Raw genomic sequence first — 16,313 nt, 5'->3', positions numbered from 1 at the left:
GCCGCGCCGACACAACGAGGACATGTCCGATGACCGAGACCGCGCCGTCGCAACAGGCCAGACAGTGGCTCGAGACGTTCGCCGAACGCCTCGCGGCGGCCGACGGCGCCGGAACGCTCGCGCTGTTCGCGCCGCATTGCTACTGGCGCGACCTCGTAGCCCTGACCTGGTCGCTGGCCACGTTCGAAGGCAAGCCCGAAATCCAGGACATGCTGGAGCGCTGCCTCGCCGGCGCCCGGCCCGCCGCGTTCAGCCTCGAGGGAGAACCACGCACGGATGCCGCCGGCGTCACCGAGGCGTGGTTCCGGTTCGAGACCAGGGTCGGGCTCTGCCGCGGCCAGGTGCGGCTGCGCGCGGGCCTGTGCTGGACCCTGTTCACCTGCCTGCTCGACCTCAAGGGTTTCGAGGAGAAGCGCGGCTCCGCGCGCGATATGGGCGTGCAGTTCGGCGCCGTCAGGGACCGCAAGACCTGGACGGACGGCCGGCGGCAGGAAACCGCCACGCTCGGCCACGACGTTCAGCCCTATTGCCTGATCATCGGTGGCGGCCAGGGCGGCGTCACGCTCGCGGCCCGCCTGAAGATGCTGAACGTCCCCGCCCTGGTCGTCGACCGGCACCCGAAGCCCGGCGACGCCTGGCGCGAACGCTACAAGTCGCTCTGCCTGCACGACCCGGTCTGGAATATTCACCTGCCCTACCTGCCCTTTCCCGATCACTGGCCGGTGTTCACGCCCAAGGACAAGATGGCCGACTGGATCGAGGCCTATGCCTCCATCATGGAGCTCAACGTCTGGATCGCGACCGAGGCCAAGGCCGCCCGTTACGACGACGCGCGCGGCGAGTGGACCGTCACGGTCGAGCGTGAGGGCGAGACCATCGTCCTGAAGCCGAAGCACCTCGTCGTCGCGACCGGCATGGCCGGCGCTCCGACCGTGCCGCACTATCGGGGCCAGGAGACCTTCGCCGGCCTCGCCTGTCATTCGAGCGCCTACCGCTCGGGCGAGGCCTTCGCCGGCAAGCGCTGCGTGGTGATCGGCTCGAACAATTCGGCCCACGACATCTGCGCCGACCTCTGGGAGCACGGCGCCGACGTCACCATGGTGCAGCGTTCCTCGACCCTCGTCGTCCGGGCGGAAACGCTCAGGAGCTTCTTCTCCAGCAAGCTCTATTCCGAAGAGGCGCTGGCCGCCGGCATCAGCACCGAGAAGGCCGACTTCACCGTCGCCTCGCGCCCCTATGCCGTCATGGCCGAGGCCCAGAAGGCGACCTATGTCGACATCCGCGAGCATGACGCGGCCTTCTATGACGCGCTGGCGCGGGCCGGCTTCCTGCTCGACTTCGGCGAGGACGACAGCGGCCTGTCGATGAAATACCTGCGGCGCGGCTCCGGTTATTACATCGACGTCGGCGCTTCCGAGCTCATCATCGACGGCCGCGTCAAGCTGAAGAGCGGCGTCGCGGTCGAGCACATCGCGAAAGACGGCGTGGCGCTGAGCGACGGCTCTGTCCTTGCCGCCGACCTGATCGTCTACGCGACCGGCTTCGACGCCATGGAGACCTGGCTCGAACGGCTCATCTCGCCGGCCGTCGCGGCCAAGGTCGGCCATATCTGGGGGCTCGGCTCCGACACCCGGCGCGATCCCGGACCCTGGGTCGGCGAACTCCGCAACATGTGGAAGCCGACACGCCAGGAGGCGCTCTGGATGCAGGGCGGCAACCTGTTCCAGGCCCGCTTCTATTCGAAGCTGCTGGCGCTGCAGCTCAAGGCCCGGATGGAGGGGCTGGAGACGCCGGTGCACGACCCCAAGGATCTCGGCAGGCCCTGACCGGATCGCTGCAACAGGCCGGGCGTCGGCCCGGTCAAGCCACCTGTTCCGGCCGCGGGGTCGCCGTCGCGCCATCGAAGCGGCGGTCGAGCAACATGGCCGCGTCTAGCAGGCGCGCCGTATAGGGGTGCTGCGGCCGGTCGAAAATGTCGTCGCGCGCGCCGATCTCGACGATGCGGCCGTTCTGCATCACCGCGACCCGGTCGGCCACCTGCTCGACCGCGCCCAGGTCATGGGAGACGAACAGGCAGGCGAAGCCGTAGCGCTCCTGGAGATCGCGAACCAGCTTGAGGATCTGCTTCTGGATCGTCATGTCGAGCGCCGAGACCGGTTCGTCGGCGACGACAAAGGCCGGCCGCCGGACGATCGCCCGCGCGATCGCCACCCGCTGGCGCTGGCCGCCGGAGAGCTGATGCGGCAGGCGGCGGAGGAATTCCGGACCCAGGCCGACCTCTTGGCAGACCTCGCGGACGCGCTCCTCCCGCGCCCGGCGATCCATGGACGGATCGAGCTTCAGCGGCTCGGCGACGACGTCGGCGATGCGTTGGCGCGGGTCGAGCGAGGAATAGGGATCCTGAAAGATGATCTGCATGTCCCGGCCCCGCGACCGGGTGGAAGAACCGTCGCCCGCGGCGATCGTCTCGCCGCGAAAGGCGATGCTGCCGGCGGTGAGCGGCGTCAGCCCGATGATGGCCCGGCCGAGCGTCGTCTTGCCCGATCCCGAGCCGCCGACAAGCGCCAATGTCTCGCCGCGGCCAATGGTCAGGTCGACGCCGTCGACCGCGCGCTTGGCCTCGCCGCGCCCGAACAGGCGCGCGCGGCCGGGATAGTCGATGACGATGCCGCGCAACTCGACCAGCGGCTCGACCGGCGGCCGGGGGCGGGCGCCACCGGCCGCGCGGCGCGGCAGGGCGTCGATGAGACGGCGGGTATAGTCATGGCGCGGCGCCGACAGCACGGCGGCGCTCGGGCCCTGTTCGACGACCTTGCCGCGATGCATCACCACGACGTCGTCGACATAATGGGAGACCATGCCGAGATCGTGGCTGATCAGCAGCACGGCGGTGCCGTTCTCGCGGGTCAGCTCGACCATCAGATCGAGAACGTCACGCTGGACCAGGGTGTCGAGCGCCGTCGTCGGTTCGTCGGCGATCAGCAGGTCCGGCTTCAGCAGCATCACCGAGGCCAGCATGATGCGCTGGCGCATGCCGCCGGAAAATTCGTGCGGATAGGCCTGAAGACAGCGCAGCGGGTTCTGAATGCTGATCCGCTCCAGCATCGCCAAGCTCTGCTCCCGGATCTCCGCCCGGCTCAGCCCGCGATGCAGGGAGAGGCCCTCGGCCATCTGGTCGCCAATGGTCATGGAGGGGTTGAGCGAGACCATCGGCTCCTGGAAGACCATGCCGATATGCGCGCCGCGAATGGCGCGCATGGACCGCGTACCCAGCCCGACCAGCTCGGTACCGTGGAACTTGATGCTGCTGCCGGCGGCGGCGATCAGCGGCGCGGGCAAAAGACCCAGAATGGCGCGGGCGGCCATGGTCTTGCCCGAGCCCGATTCGCCGACCAGCGCCAGCATGCCGCCGGGCGCGATGCGAAAGCTCGCGCCGTCCACCAGCCTGGCGCCATGGGCGCCAATGGTGACCGACAGATTGTCGGCCGCGATGACCGCGGGCCGCGGGTTCGGTTGTTCCGTCATCGGTCAAGACCCAACTTTCGAGTGGTGGGGACGCTGCGGGTGTCGGGCGGCTGGCGCCGGGATCGCGCCGCGCGCCGCGGCGCTAGGACTGCATCTTCGGGTCGAGCCAGTCGCGCAGCGCATCGCCCAGCATGTTGATGCCGAGCAAGGTGATGGAGATGCAGAGCCCCGGCAGAATGATCAGCGACGGCGCCTGGGTGATGAAGGGCCTCGCCGTCGAGAGCATGTTGCCCCAGCTCGGCGCCGGCGGGGGCACGCCGAGGCCGAGAAAGCTGAGCGCGCTCTCCGACAGGATGACCCAGCCGAACATGGTGGTGGCGAGTACGGTGATCGGCGCGACGCAGTTCGGCAACACATGGCGCAACATGGTGATCAGCTCGCTATTGCCCATGACCCGCGAGGCTTCGATATATTCGCGCTCGCGGATCGACAGCACGCTCGCGCGAGCGACGCGCACGACGGCGGGAACATAGGCGAGGCCCAAAGCGAGGATGATCGCATCCCGGCTCGCACCGGCCACCGCCATGATGCCGAGCGCCAGGAGCAGGCCGGGAAAGGCCAGCAGCGAGTCGTTGACGATCATGATCAGGCGATCGCTCCAGCCGCGCAGGAAGCCGGCGATCACGCCGAAGACGAGGCCGAAGAACACCGCGAAGCTCACGGTCGCCAGGGCAATCCAGCCGGTGTTGCGGGCACCGTAAATAAGCCGGCTCATGATATCCCGGCCGAATTCGTCGGCGCCCAGCGGATAGGCACCGGACGGCCCCTTCAGCACACCTCTGAGATTGAGCTTGAGCGGGTCATGCGGCGCCAGCGCCGGACCGAAGATCGCCAGCAAGGCGAGCAGGAGGACGATGCCGCCGCCGATCATGAGGTTGACGCGGCCATTGGCGAGCCTGGGAAACATGCGGGTCATCGCGCCATCCTCGGATCGAAGAACGGGTAGAAGAGATCGACAACCAGATTGACCAGGACGTAGTTGAGGCTGACGAACAGGATGCAGCCCTGCACCACCGGGTAGTCGCGCGAATAGATCGCTTCGACGAGCAGGCGGCCGAGGCCCGGAATGGTGAAGACCGTCTCGGTGACGGCGATACCGCCGAGCAGGCCGCCCAGGATCAGGCCGATCAGCGTCCAGGTCGGCGCGAAGGCATTCTTGAAGGCGTGCCGCCACATGACCGACGCCTCCGAAAGCCCCTTGGCGCGGGCATGGGTGATGTAGTCGAGCCGCGCCACTTCGATGGTGCTGGCCCGCGCCATGCGCACGATCGGCCCGAGCTCGACGAGCAGCAGCGTCAGCACCGGCATGAAGACGAACATCAAGGCCTGGCGCATATCGTCGCTGAACGGGACATAACCGACGATCGGGAACCAGTTGAGCCAGAGGCCGAAGACCAGAAGGATCATCAGCCCGAGCCAGAAGCTCGGGATCGACAGAAGCAAGGTCGAAATCGCCACCGCGCCGAGATCGGCAAGGCCGCCCTGCCGCCAGGCCGCCAGCATGCCGGCCGGCACGGCGATCAGCGAGGCGAGCACGACCGCGGCGACGACGATGGTCGCCGACACGGCGAACCGGTCCAGCATCAGCGGCAAGACGGCGTCGCCGGTGGTGATCGACTTGCCGAAATCGCCGGACAGGATGTTGCCCACCCAAAGCAGGTATTGGGTCGGGATCGAACCGGACAAGCCCATGCTCTGCCTGAGCTCTTCGACCTGTTCGGGACTGGCGAGATCGCCCAGCATGATCGCCGCCGGGTCGCCCGGGATCATTCGCATCATGAAGAAGACCGCCAGTGAAACGATGATCAGGGTTGGTATGGCCTGCGCCAGACGCCCGAGCAGAAAACGGCTCATGACCTGATTGCCCTGTCTTGTCTGAATTAAGAAAATGGCGCGCCCCGGGGCGAATGGCGGCCCGGCGATCCGGACGCGGAATGCCCCACGGCCGGTTCACGACCGCCCCGTCGCGACGGATCGCCGGCGAGCGGCGCCCCCCCGCCTCAGACGCCGGCCATGCCTGTCGCCGCGCGCGACGGCCTCGCCGCGGCCATCCGCTCATGCCGGGCCATGCGGCCGTGGAGCGGTCGATCCAGGCCCGATGGGCCGGCCCGATGAAGATTGAGCATGGCGTCGAATTCCCCGATGGCGCCGGCATTGCGGCATGGCCGCGTCTTCTGACGCGACCACCTTCTTGTAAATGCGATCGACGATCGACGCAATCATTTTGCCGAACGCAATGCTTTCTGTATCTATCTATCTGTTTTTTCTATGTATAATGATCCTTTACGACATCATTTCGCACCAAAAACTGGTCGGAAACTGCATTTCGCAATCGACATTTTGTACTCGTGACACCTCGCCCTCAATCCACGTCAAGAGCCCGCCTGATCGCATGAAATGCCCGCAACGTCTCGATCGACCGCCCGGCGCTGACCACCTCCGGCCAGGTCGACAGTTTGATGGCGGCGAAACCGGCCTCGGGGTCGACATAGATGAACTGGCCATAAATCCCGCGCGCCAGATAGGCTCGGCGCCCGCCATCCTCGATCCAGACCTGGTTGTGATAGGCGCCGTCAGGCAGGACCTCGCGATAGATGCCCTGGAACAGATCGGCCCGGCCGTTGCGCGTCTCCTCGATCCAGCCCGCCGGCACGATCTGGCGATCGCCGCGACGGCCTCCATCGAGCAGCAGCCGGGCGAAGCGGCCGTAATCCCGCAGCGTCGCGCAGAAGCCGCCATCGGCGAGCGCCGCGCCGCCGTGGTCGACGGTAAAATAGGCATCCTCCTCGGCGCCCATCGGCGCCCACAGCTCGCGACCGAGCAGGACCGGCAAGGAGGTGCCCGTCGCGCGCTCGAGGGCGAAGCCCAGGACGTCGGTTTCGATCGAACGGTAGCGGAACAGCGAGCCATGGGGGCGGTCCTGCTCGGTCAATGACAGAACCAGCTCCCAGACCGTGCGCGGCCAGCCGTCCGGCCGCTGGTCGCGCCAGCCGCAGGCGTAGCCGAGCTTCATCATATGCGACCCGGGGGTGTCGTAGGATTCGTCGAAGACGACGCCCGTCGTCATGTCCAGGACATTCTGGACGCTGGCCCCACGATAGGCCGTGGCGCCGAGCTCGGGCAGGTAGTCGGTGATCGGCGCGGCCGGATCGATCAGCCCCTTGCCGATGACGATGCCCGCGAGAACTCCGACGATCGATTTCGCCACCGACATGGACAGGTGCTGGTCATGCGGCATCATGTCGTTGAAGTAGCGCTCATAGACGACCGATCCGCGATGGATCACCAGAAACCCATCGGTTGCATCGGCCTCCAGGAAGCTGTCGACGGTCATCGCGCGGCCGCCGGCTTCGAACGCGACCGGTCCCAGGTCCACCGGCCGCTCGGGCAAGGGCATGACCGGCCCGCGCCCGCGCCAGACCTGCGCCGTCGGCGTCATCTCGCGGGTGTGCTGAAAGGTCCAGCGGTGAAGGGGCGGCCGGCTCCAGCCGCTGCGCGGCAGCAGGGGCGCGCCGGGATTCGACGGGTCGCGAAACTCTCGTGGTGCTGCGGGGTCGGTCACGCCTGGATCCTCGTCTTGATGGCTCGATCTCGCCGGCCGGCCCCGGCGCGGCCGACGCGGGACCATCGGCAGGCGCCGGGAAATGCCTCGGCAAACGGCGCGCAGTTAAGGGGATCCGGCCGCGCAGCGCAACGTCATTTTGCGATCGACGATCGCACTTTCGAAACCAGCGTGCGGCTGGTGACGGGCTACCGGGGTCCGGACGTCCCGGTCCTGTCGGGCCGTTCGGACGACCTGATCGGCTCCCGCCGATTCATATTCTATGTCATACAGTTTTCGACGCAGATCGCGTCGAAGCGCGAGCGGCAAAAAACAGAACAATTCTAATGAAAGGCGCTATTTATCAGACAATTAGACGCCAATTCGATTCTGTCGGGACCGGGCTTGCGGCGGCACAGGGTTTCGCTACAATGCGATTGTCGATCGCAAAAATCGACAAACAGACCGACAAAATTCCGCGGGGCGGCCCGGTGACGGCGCAATCGCGGAGGTGAGGCCCATGTCAGGAAATAGCCCCTACCGGATCTTCGACGCCACGCTCGCCGCGAAACGGCTCTTGTCGCCGCATATGATGCGCCTGACCTTCGCGGGTGCCGATGTCACCGACATGGCGACCCATGCTCCGGATCAGCGTATCAAACTGTTCTTTCCGCACGCGGACGGCCGGCTGCCGTCACTGCCCGACAGCCCCGACTGGTATGACATCTACCGGTCGGTGCCGCCCTCGGAGCGCGTGCCGATGCGCACCTACACCATTCGCCACCTGCGCGCCGCGCGCGGCGAGGTCGACGTGGACTTCGTGCTCCATGGCGAGACCGGCCCGGCGTCGAAATGGGCCCTCAACGCCGATATCGGCGATTTCATCCAGATCTGCGCGCCCGGGCGCGGGTTCGAGGGCGAATGTGGCGGCTATGAATGGAAACCGCCTGCTGATGTCGGGCAAGTGCTGCTGATCGCCGACGAAACGGCGCTGCCCGCGGCGGCCGGCATCATCGAGATGATGGCCGCCTGGCCGCGCCCACCGGCGACGCAGGCCTTTCTGGAAGTGCCCGAGGATGCCGATCGGCTGGACCTGCCGCGTTTCGACGGGCTCGACCTGCACTGGCTCGTCCGTGACGCCGAAGGGCGGCAGGCGGGGTTCGGCGAGCTGATGGTGCAGGCGGCCGGCCGCGCCCGCCTGCCCACCGCTGCCGCCGCCGGCCCTGCCGATACCGCACTTGCCGATGTCGACATCGACCAGGACGTGCTGTGGGACCGGGCCGAACAGACCGACAGCCCGTTCTACGCCTGGGTCGCCGGCGAAACCGGCGCGGTCAGCCAGATCCGGCAATTCCTGATCAAGGACAAGGCGATCGACCGGCGGCAACTGAACCTCATGGGTTACTGGCGGCAAGGCCGCATCCGCGAGTAGGACACACGGAATTGACGCTTCGCCGCCTGATCCATCTGATCTGGACCGATCGTCCGGCGGTCACGCCGTCGCGACGGACGCGCTTTTCCGAACTGCTGCGGCTCTGCGCGCGCATCGGCTACTCGCCACATGGCTTTCCCGGGCACGTCATCGCTTCCCCGATTTGAACCCAGGAAAGGGTCGTTCCATGACCTATCAGAACTATTCGCGCGCCCAGCTGCAGAAGATCGACGCCGCGCATTACCTTCACCCCTTCACCAATCACAAGGACCTGCGCGCCGCCGGCGCCCGGATGATCGTGCGTGGCGAAGGACCGTTCATCTACGACACCGAAGGCTTCGAGATCCTCGACGGCATGGCCGGGCTCTGGTGCGTCAATATCGGTTATGGCCGGCATGAGCTGGCGGAAGCCGCCGCCACGCAAATGAACGAGCTGCCGTTCTACAATTCGTTCTTCGCCTGCGCGACGCCGACGCCGGTGCTGCTGGCCGGCAAGCTCGCCGAGCTGGCGCCGGCCAATATCAACCAGGTCTTTTATGGTTCGTCGGGCTCGGAGGCCAATGACACCGCGCTCCGCCTGGTGCGGCACTACTGGGCGCTGGAGGGCAAGCCGGAAAAGAACATCGTCATTTCCCGCACCACCGCCTATCACGGCTCGACCATCGCGGCGACGTCACTCGGCGGGATGGCGCGCATGCACAAGCAGCTCGGCGGCGCGGTTCCCAATATCGTCCATGTCATGCCGCCCTATGCCTTCGACCTGGCCCTGCCCGGCGAAACCGATCACGATTTCGGCCTGCGTGCCGCTCGCGCGGTCGAGACGGCGATCCTGGAGGCGGGGCCGGAGAACGTCGCCGCCTTCATCGGCGAGCCGATCATGGGGGCCGGCGGCGTGCGCATCCCGCCGGCGAGCTACTGGCCGGAGATCCAGGCGATCTGCGAGCGCCACGACGTCCTCCTGATGCTCGACGAGGTGATCACCGGCTATGGCCGCACCGGCGAGTGGTTCGCCGCCCAGACGCTCGGCATCAAGGCCGACACCATCACCACCGCCAAGGCGCTGACCTCGGGCTACCAGCCCCTGTCGGCGCTGCTGGTCGGCGACCGGATCGCCACGACCCTGGTCGAGAAGGGCGGCGAATTCACCCACGGCTATACCTATTCCGGTCATCCCGTCTGCTGCGCCGTGGCGCTGAAGAACCTGGAGATCATGGAGCGCGAAGGGCTGGTCGAGCGCGTCCGCACCGAGACCGGGCCCTATTTCGGCGCCGCGCTCCGGCAGCGGCTCGCCGATCACCGGCTGGTCGGCGAGGTTCGCTCCATCGGCCTGATGGGCGCGGTCGAAATCGTCAAGGACAAGGCGGCTCGCGCCCGCTACCAGCCGCAAGGCGAAGCCGGCATCATCGTGCGCGAGCATGCCATTGCCAGCGGCCTGATGATCAGGGCGGTGAACGATACCCTGGTGATTTCTCCGCCCCTGATCTGGACCCGCGAGACCATCGACATGGCCTGCGACCGCCTGCTGCGCGCGCTCGACCTGGCGGCCGCCGACCTCGACGGCAGGGCCTGAGGCACGAGACCATGGTTCCGGCCGCCGGCAACGGTGGCCGGAGCCAGTGTCCCGCCGATCCGGGCAAGACCCGGGCGGTCCGCGGGGCCGTCAGGCCGTCAGGCGCTCTCGTCGTGGAAGCGCGCGCTCTTCAGGAGATAGGCTTCGCCCTCACGGATGTCGTTCTCGATCGCCTGGCGCGCCCGGACGCCGTCCTTGTCTTCGAGCGCGGCCAGTGCCTCGGCGTGATAGTCGACGGCGATCATCTCGGACAGGTCGCCTTTGAACCAATCGGCCATGTTGCGCAGGAACGGCCCCACCTGCATCCACAGGGTCTCGATCAGAAAGATCATCTGCTCGTTGCCGCAATGGCGGTAGATGGCGAATTTGAAGTCGTAATTGGCGCGCAGATACTGGCCGATATCGCCGGCGCGGATCGCATCGATCCGCTCCGCGCAGTTGCGCCTGATGGTGCGCAGATTGTTGCCGTTGATCTTGCCGGCGGCGCGTTCGGCGGCGGCGCCCTCCAGCACGGTGCGGGCATCCATGAGATTGGAGAAGGCGCTCGACGTCATCAGCGGCACTTCCATGCTGCCGTTCGGAAGCGGCCTGAGAGCGCGCAGCGACTGCAGGCGCAGCAAGGCGCTGCGCACCGGCATGTCGCTGGTGCCGAGCTCCTGAGCGAGCTTTCGCGAGGTGAGCTTCTGCCCGGGTTCGAATTCGCCGGACATGAGAGCCCGGACGATTTCGAGATAGACCTTTTCGTGCAGGGGAGCAGCGTCGAGCGGTGTAAGGCCGAATTGCGGTTTGTTCGCCATTGTTGTCCTGACCACGGAATCGCGTGGGTTTATTGTCTGATCGCACCTGTGGACCTGACGAGCAAGCCGCTCCGATCACGGACCCTCGCGCCAAGGCCGCCCGGAAGCGGGGACGCGCGGGACGGGTTGCACGGCCCCGCAAGGCTCGGCGGTCGCCCGCAGAGCGCCGCTTCAGCGCCCGCCCACGTGATCGCGGATGCAGCGGAAGGCGGCAAGTGTTTCGAGCGATCGCTCCGGGCTGGTGAATTCCGGCCAGGTGGAAAGCTTGACCGCCGCGAACTCGGCGTCGGGATCGCAGAAGATGAACTGCCCGAAAATGCCGCGCGCCAGATAGGTCCGCCGGGCCGTGTCCTCGATCCAGAACTGGTTGCGGTAAGCGCCCTGGGGCAGAACGGTCGTATAGGGCGCCTGGAACAGCTCGCCCTTGCCGTCCCGGATGTCGGCGATCCATTCCGCGGGCACGATCTGGCGGCCGCCACGGCGGCCATCGGCGAGCAGCAGCATGGCGAAACGGCCGAAATCGCGCAATGTCGCGCAGAACCCGCCATCGGCCAGCGCCGTCCCGGCGTGATCGACGGTGATATAGGCATCCTCCCCCGCCCCCATGGGCGCCCAGAGCTCGCGGCTGAGCAGCTCGGCGAGCGACGAGCCGGTCGCCCGCTCGAGCACGAAACCGAGCACGTCGGTCTCGATCGAGCGGTAGCGGAACCGCGTGCCATGGGGACATTCGCTTTCGCGCAGCGACAGCACCAGGTCCCACATGGTGCGCGGCCAGCCCGGCTTGTCATGCTCTTTCCAGCCGCAGGCGAGGTCGAGCTGAACCATATGCGAGCCCGGCGTCGTATAGGATTCGTCGAAGACGACGCCGCTCGTCATGTCCAGCACATGCTGAACCGTGGCGCCGCGATAGGCCGTCGCCTCCAGCTCCGGCAAATAGCGGGTGACCGGGGCTGACACATCGAGCAGCCCCTGGCCGGCGACGATGCCGGCGAGAATGCCGACGATCGACTTGGTCACCGACATGGCCAGATGCGTGCCATGGGGCCGCATGCCGTTGAAATAGCGCTCGGTCAGAATGGCGCCGCGATGCAGCACCAGGAAACCGTCGGTGAAACTTTCGTCGAGAAAGGCTTCGATGGTCCGGCGCTGCCCCTCGAAATCATAGGCGAGCCCCCCGAGATCCTCGAGCGCCTCGCGCATGGGCATGACGGGACCGGCGCCACGCCAGACCTGCGCGGTCGGGGTCATTTCGCGAATGTGCTGGAAGGTCCAGCGATGCCAGGGCGGCAGGTCCCAGTCGCGGCGCGGAATGATCGGCGCGCCTGGATGGTTCGGATCGCGCGGGTCGGGCATCGGCATCTCGGTGGTCATGGCATCACAATCGATTTGGCATCACAGCCGATTTGGCATCACAGCCGGCTTGGCTTGGGGCGATCCGGCCCGGATGGGCGGCAGGGCTAAAGCTCGATCTCGACATCGCCGACCGGCTGCGTCGAGCACGCCAGGACGTAACCCTGTTGCTTGTCCTCGTCGGACAGGACGGAGCGGCCGGGATCGGCGCAATTGGAGGCCAGGCGCCAGTCTCCGGATGCGACCCGGACACGGCAGGTGCCGCAAATGCCGGCTTCGCATTCGGCCGCGAGATCCAGGCCTCGCGTCCTGGCGAGTTCGAGCAAGGTGACGGCGCCAACGCCTTCGGCCGTCAGGCCGCTTGCGCGAAAGCGGACACGATAGGGCGCGGCCGTCTCGGGCTGGCGCGCGGCGGCATCGTCCGTCCCGAAGCTCTCCTCGAGAAAGCGCCCGGCGACCGCCGGCAACCAGGCTTCGTGCATCCGCCGGGCCGCCTGCCGGAAGCCGTCCGGTCCGCAGCACATGACGGTGCGCGTCGCCAGGTCGGGACAGATCGATCGCAGCATCTCGGCGTCGAGCCGGCCCTCCAGCAGCCGGATGGCGCCGCTTGCCACCATCGCCGCCAGACGCGCGCCATCATGGGCTTGCGCCCCGGCGGGACGGGTCAGGTTCCAGGACAGGCGGATCATCGTCTTGTCCCGGCCGAGCGCCAGCAACTCGTCGAGGAAGGCCATGTCGGCCTCGCCGCGTGCGCTGTGATGGAACACGATGTCGCGCGCCAGGTTCCGGTCGGCCATCGTGCGCATCATCGCGATCATCGGCGTGATGCCGCTGCCCGCCGAGAGCAGCAGCAGCTTGGCGTCAGGGGCTGCCGCCGCCAAATGAAACCGGCCATTCGGCCCGGTCGCCCGCAGGGTATCGCCGATGCCCAGACGATCGTGCAGCCAGTTCGACCGGTGGCCGCCGGCGACCCGCTTGACCGTGACGGCCAGCTCCCCCGGGCGGGAAGGCGCCGACGACAGCGTATAGTTGCGGCGCGCCCGCCGGCCGTCCTGGTCGAACAGCAAGGTGATGAACTGGCCGGCTTCATAGGCCACCGCCTCGTCCGGCTCGGTCCGGAAGCGGAAAGTCCTGACGTCATGGGTTTCGTCGATGACGCCGACGCAGCGCAGCGTCCGCTCGCCATGGACCGTTCGCGCCGCGGCAGGCGCCGCCCCCACGGCACGACCGACCACCGGCGCCGTCGCGGGCTTCAGCGCGACCGGCGCCTTGCGCGAGAGCACGGTGAGCTTGTCGCCGAGGAACAGCCGGCCGGGTCCGCGCGGCACCAGGAACTGGCCGAAATAGACCTTGCCGTCCTCGCCGCGCCGCTGGCGGCCGAGCATGGCGAGCGGCTCCTGGTCGTCGCGTCTGGCGCCCGAGCTGGGATCCAGCGTGACCATGACGCATCGATCACAGGCGCCGACGGCGTCGAACTCGACCTCGCCGATGCGGATATGGCCCCAGCCGTCCTCGGCATAGGCATCGGGCCCCGATATCACCAGATTGGGCCGGAAGCGCGCCATCTCGACGGGGTCGTCGAGGTAGAGGTTGAGATCGGCGAGCGAGGCGGCATTGGTCAGGAGCAGCGGCGCCGTGTCGGCGAAAGACACCGGGCCGCCTGGACCGATCGACAGCGGTCGATGGGTCAGCGGCCCCTTCAGGACCAGCCGGCATTCTCGGTCCAGCACGCCCGACAGCCACGCCGCGGCGGCATCGCCGACATCGAGCGGGGTCAGCCGATCCCGCCAGATCGTCACCTCGCGCGGCAGGGGCCTGAGGCCGGCCCGCGCGACCACGAGGGGTGCCGTGCCCGGCGCCATCAGCACGATCTCGTCGCCGTCGATGTCGCAGCGGACCGTCAGCAGGTTCGGCGCGGTGCGCGCGGTCAGAACCTTGTCGTCGCTGCCGACGACCATCAGCCGCCGGTCCGCGACCAGTCCCTCCTCCTCGACGCGGACGCTGTCGCGGGTGAGCGCCGCCGCCGATTTCAGCGGATAGACATGCAGGCTTTCCAGCCGGCCGTCGTGAAGCGGCCGGTCGCGGCTCAGGTCGGGCTCGATCCCATCGGTCGACGGCGTCCGCAGCACGGCTGTCTTACTCCCATGATCGCGGGACATGCGACCTTGTCGCCCCCAATCACCGCTCGACGGCCGCGCCGGAGTGCGCGTTCCGTCTCGCCGCCTCTCCTTATAGTGCGATCGACAATCACGCAATATTGCGTTGGCGGCGTCACCAAAAATGCTCGCAACAGTCTGTACTTCATCAATTTTTCTGCCCACCCTTCCGATGGACGAGTTCAAGAAACTGGAATTCCGATCGGCTGCGCGGCCTTGGGCGCAGCCTGTTCATCACACCAACAACAAAAAAGCCGACCCACGGGCCCTGGCCCGTGGGTCGGCTGATGTCCCCGCTCTGGGGCGGACGACGCGTGGCCTTATTCGGCGGCGAGCACGACGGCTTCGTCGGCGGCTTCCGACACGTCCTGGCCCGACAGCACCGCCTGGAGCCGCGCCTCGTCGAGCTCGCCTTCCCAGCGGGCGACCACGATGGTGGCAACCGCGTTGCCGACAAAATTGGTCAGCGCGCGGCATTCCGACATGAAGCGATCAATGCCGAGGATCAGCGCCATGCCGGCGACCGGCACCGCCGGGACCACCGAGAGGGTGGCCGCGAGCGTGATGAAGCCGGCGCCGGTAATGCCGGCCGCGCCCTTGGAGGAGAGCATGGCGACGAGCAGCAGCAGCACCTGGTCCCACAGGCTGAGCTGGATGCCGGTGGCCTGGGCAATGAACAGCGCCGCCATGGTCATGTAGATATTGGTGCCGTCGAGATTGAACGAATAGCCGGTCGGGATGACCAGGCCGACCACCGATTTGCGGCAGCCGGCGCGTTCCATCTTCTCCATCAGGCTCGGCAGGGCGGCTTCCGAGGAGCTGGTGCCGAGCACCAGCAGCAGCTCTTCCTTGATATAGCGGATCAGCGCCAGGATCGAGAAGCCGTTATAGCGGGCGACCAGGCCGAGCACGACGAAGACGAACAGGAAGGAGGTCAGGTAGAAGGTCGCGACCAGCAGCAGCAGGCTGGCGATGGAACCGATGCCATATTGGCCAATGGTGAAGGCCATGGCGCCGAAGGCGCCGATCGGGGCCGCCTTCATCAGGATGGCGACCAGCTTGAACATGGCCTGCAGCATGGACTGCATGACATCCATGACCGGCTCGCCGCGATCGCCGACGGCGGCCAGCGCGATGCCGAACAACACCGAGAAGAACAGCACCTGCAGCACGTCGCCGGAGGCCAGCGCGCTGACCGGCGAGGTCGGGATGATGTTCATCAGGAAGGCGGTGAGGGTCTGCTCATGCGCCTTGGCGGTATAGCCGGCCACCGCCTTGGGATCGAGCGTTGCCGGATCGATATGCAGGCCGGCGCCGGGCTGGACGAGATTGCCGACGATCAGCCCGATGATCAGCGCCAGCGTCGAGAAGGTCAGGAAATAGATCATCGCCTTGCCGGCGACGCGGCCGACCTTTTCCAGGTCGCGCATGCCGGCGATGCCGGTGACGACGGTCAGGAAGATGACCGGCGCGATGATCATCTTGACCAGCTTGATGAAGGCGTCGCCGAGCGGCTTCATCTCGGCGCCGAGGGTTGGATAGAAATGCCCGAGCAGGATGCCGGCGGCGATCGCGGCCAGGACCTGAACATAGAGATGCTGGTGGAATTTCTTCTGCGCGGCCACAGCCGGCGCTTCGAGCGCATAAGCCATCCTGGTCTCCTCGCCTCTGGGCCGCGGCGCCTCGTCTTGGACGCCGTTCGTGCCGTCGCTGGGTTTCATGATCTCCGGCGCTGTTTCACACCGGGGCAGCACCACGTCCGCAAGGCCCGTGCCAGCGGCCATCGACTTGGGCCGCCGGAGCTAGCCCCTTGCAAAATCTACGATTCCCGCTGAGGCTCGCAGGACGCGACAAGAGCTGCTGTGCGGAAATCCGCACAACGTGCTAGGGTCGTGGCGGATTTTCGCACGCGGGTCCCGCCGGTTCGGCGGCGGCCGGCGGC

Annotated in this window: 13 protein-coding genes; 5 read left to right on the top strand and 8 right to left on the bottom strand. The window is 67.1% G+C overall.

The features are described 5' to 3' along the window. Nucleotides 1-29 precede the first annotated feature (29 nt). A complete protein-coding gene (locus AC07WJ_RS13115) occupies nucleotides 30-1,826 on the top strand; it encodes an NAD(P)-binding domain-containing protein (protein ID WP_494935035.1) in 1,797 nt (598 codons plus the stop codon). Between the two features lie 34 nt (nucleotides 1,827-1,860). Here the strand turns inward: AC07WJ_RS13115 and AC07WJ_RS13110 are convergent, their stop codons facing one another. The 4 genes from AC07WJ_RS13110 to AC07WJ_RS13095 form a co-directional block, all read right to left on the bottom strand. Next, nucleotides 1,861-3,525: a dipeptide ABC transporter ATP-binding protein gene (locus AC07WJ_RS13110; protein ID WP_494935034.1), complete on the bottom strand. Its 1,665-nt coding sequence runs from the start codon at nucleotides 3,523-3,525 to the stop codon at nucleotides 1,861-1,863. Nucleotides 3,526-3,607: 82 nt separating this feature from the next. Beyond that, complete coding sequence (locus tag AC07WJ_RS13105; RefSeq protein WP_494935033.1) at nucleotides 3,608-4,441, bottom strand: ABC transporter permease; 834 nt, start codon at nucleotides 4,439-4,441, stop codon at nucleotides 3,608-3,610. Continuing rightward, entirely contained in the window at nucleotides 4,438-5,379 is a 942-nt protein-coding gene (locus tag AC07WJ_RS13100; protein ID WP_494935032.1) for an ABC transporter permease, read from the bottom strand. The genes AC07WJ_RS13105 and AC07WJ_RS13100 overlap by 4 nt, the downstream gene beginning before the upstream one ends. Nucleotides 5,380-5,887: 508 nt before the next feature. Further along, nucleotides 5,888-7,087, bottom strand: coding sequence for a serine hydrolase domain-containing protein (locus tag AC07WJ_RS13095; RefSeq protein ID WP_494935031.1), 1,200 nt, complete (start codon nucleotides 7,085-7,087; stop codon nucleotides 5,888-5,890). Between the two features lie 18 nt (nucleotides 7,088-7,105). Between AC07WJ_RS13095 and AC07WJ_RS13090 the strand changes: the two genes are divergently transcribed. The 4 genes from AC07WJ_RS13090 to AC07WJ_RS13075 all read left to right on the top strand — a co-directional run bounded on the left by AC07WJ_RS13090 (nucleotide 7,106) and on the right by AC07WJ_RS13075 (nucleotide 10,068). Then, nucleotides 7,106-7,414: a hypothetical protein gene (locus tag AC07WJ_RS13090; RefSeq protein WP_494935030.1), complete on the top strand. Its 309-nt coding sequence runs from the start codon at nucleotides 7,106-7,108 to the stop codon at nucleotides 7,412-7,414. 172 nt (nucleotides 7,415-7,586) lie between these two features. Beyond that, nucleotides 7,587-8,498: a siderophore-interacting protein gene (locus tag AC07WJ_RS13085; RefSeq protein WP_494935029.1), complete on the top strand. Its 912-nt coding sequence runs from the start codon at nucleotides 7,587-7,589 to the stop codon at nucleotides 8,496-8,498. A gap of 11 nt (nucleotides 8,499-8,509) precedes the next feature. Continuing rightward, nucleotides 8,510-8,665 carry a hypothetical protein gene (locus AC07WJ_RS13080; protein ID WP_494935028.1) on the top strand — a complete coding sequence of 52 codons (156 nt, stop codon included), beginning with the start codon at nucleotides 8,510-8,512 and terminating at the stop codon, nucleotides 8,663-8,665. 20 nt (nucleotides 8,666-8,685) lie between these two features. Beyond that, nucleotides 8,686-10,068 carry an aspartate aminotransferase family protein gene (locus AC07WJ_RS13075; protein ID WP_494935027.1) on the top strand — a complete coding sequence of 461 codons (1,383 nt, stop codon included), beginning with the start codon at nucleotides 8,686-8,688 and terminating at the stop codon, nucleotides 10,066-10,068. A 98-nt stretch (nucleotides 10,069-10,166) separates the two neighbouring features. Here the strand turns inward: AC07WJ_RS13075 and AC07WJ_RS13070 are convergent, their stop codons facing one another. From AC07WJ_RS13070 to AC07WJ_RS13055, 4 genes are all read right to left on the bottom strand, one after another. Beyond that, nucleotides 10,167-10,865 carry a GntR family transcriptional regulator gene (locus tag AC07WJ_RS13070; protein ID WP_494935026.1) on the bottom strand — a complete coding sequence of 233 codons (699 nt, stop codon included), beginning with the start codon at nucleotides 10,863-10,865 and terminating at the stop codon, nucleotides 10,167-10,169. Nucleotides 10,866-11,036: 171 nt separating this feature from the next. After that, on the bottom strand, nucleotides 11,037-12,236 hold the full coding sequence (locus AC07WJ_RS13065) for a serine hydrolase domain-containing protein (protein ID WP_494935025.1): 1,200 nt from the start codon (nucleotides 12,234-12,236) through the stop codon (nucleotides 11,037-11,039). Between the two features lie 86 nt (nucleotides 12,237-12,322). Continuing rightward, nucleotides 12,323-14,344 carry an MOSC N-terminal beta barrel domain-containing protein gene (locus AC07WJ_RS13060; protein ID WP_494935024.1) on the bottom strand — a complete coding sequence of 674 codons (2,022 nt, stop codon included), beginning with the start codon at nucleotides 14,342-14,344 and terminating at the stop codon, nucleotides 12,323-12,325. A 347-nt stretch (nucleotides 14,345-14,691) separates the two neighbouring features. Next, entirely contained in the window at nucleotides 14,692-16,023 is a 1,332-nt protein-coding gene (locus AC07WJ_RS13055) for a dicarboxylate/amino acid:cation symporter (protein WP_494935023.1), read from the bottom strand. Between the last annotated feature and the right edge of the window lie 290 nt (nucleotides 16,024-16,313).

It is taken from the genome of Phreatobacter sp. GW821-FHT04C01 (assembly GCF_059420385.1).
This window is presented reverse-complemented; position numbering and strand designations above follow the sequence as displayed.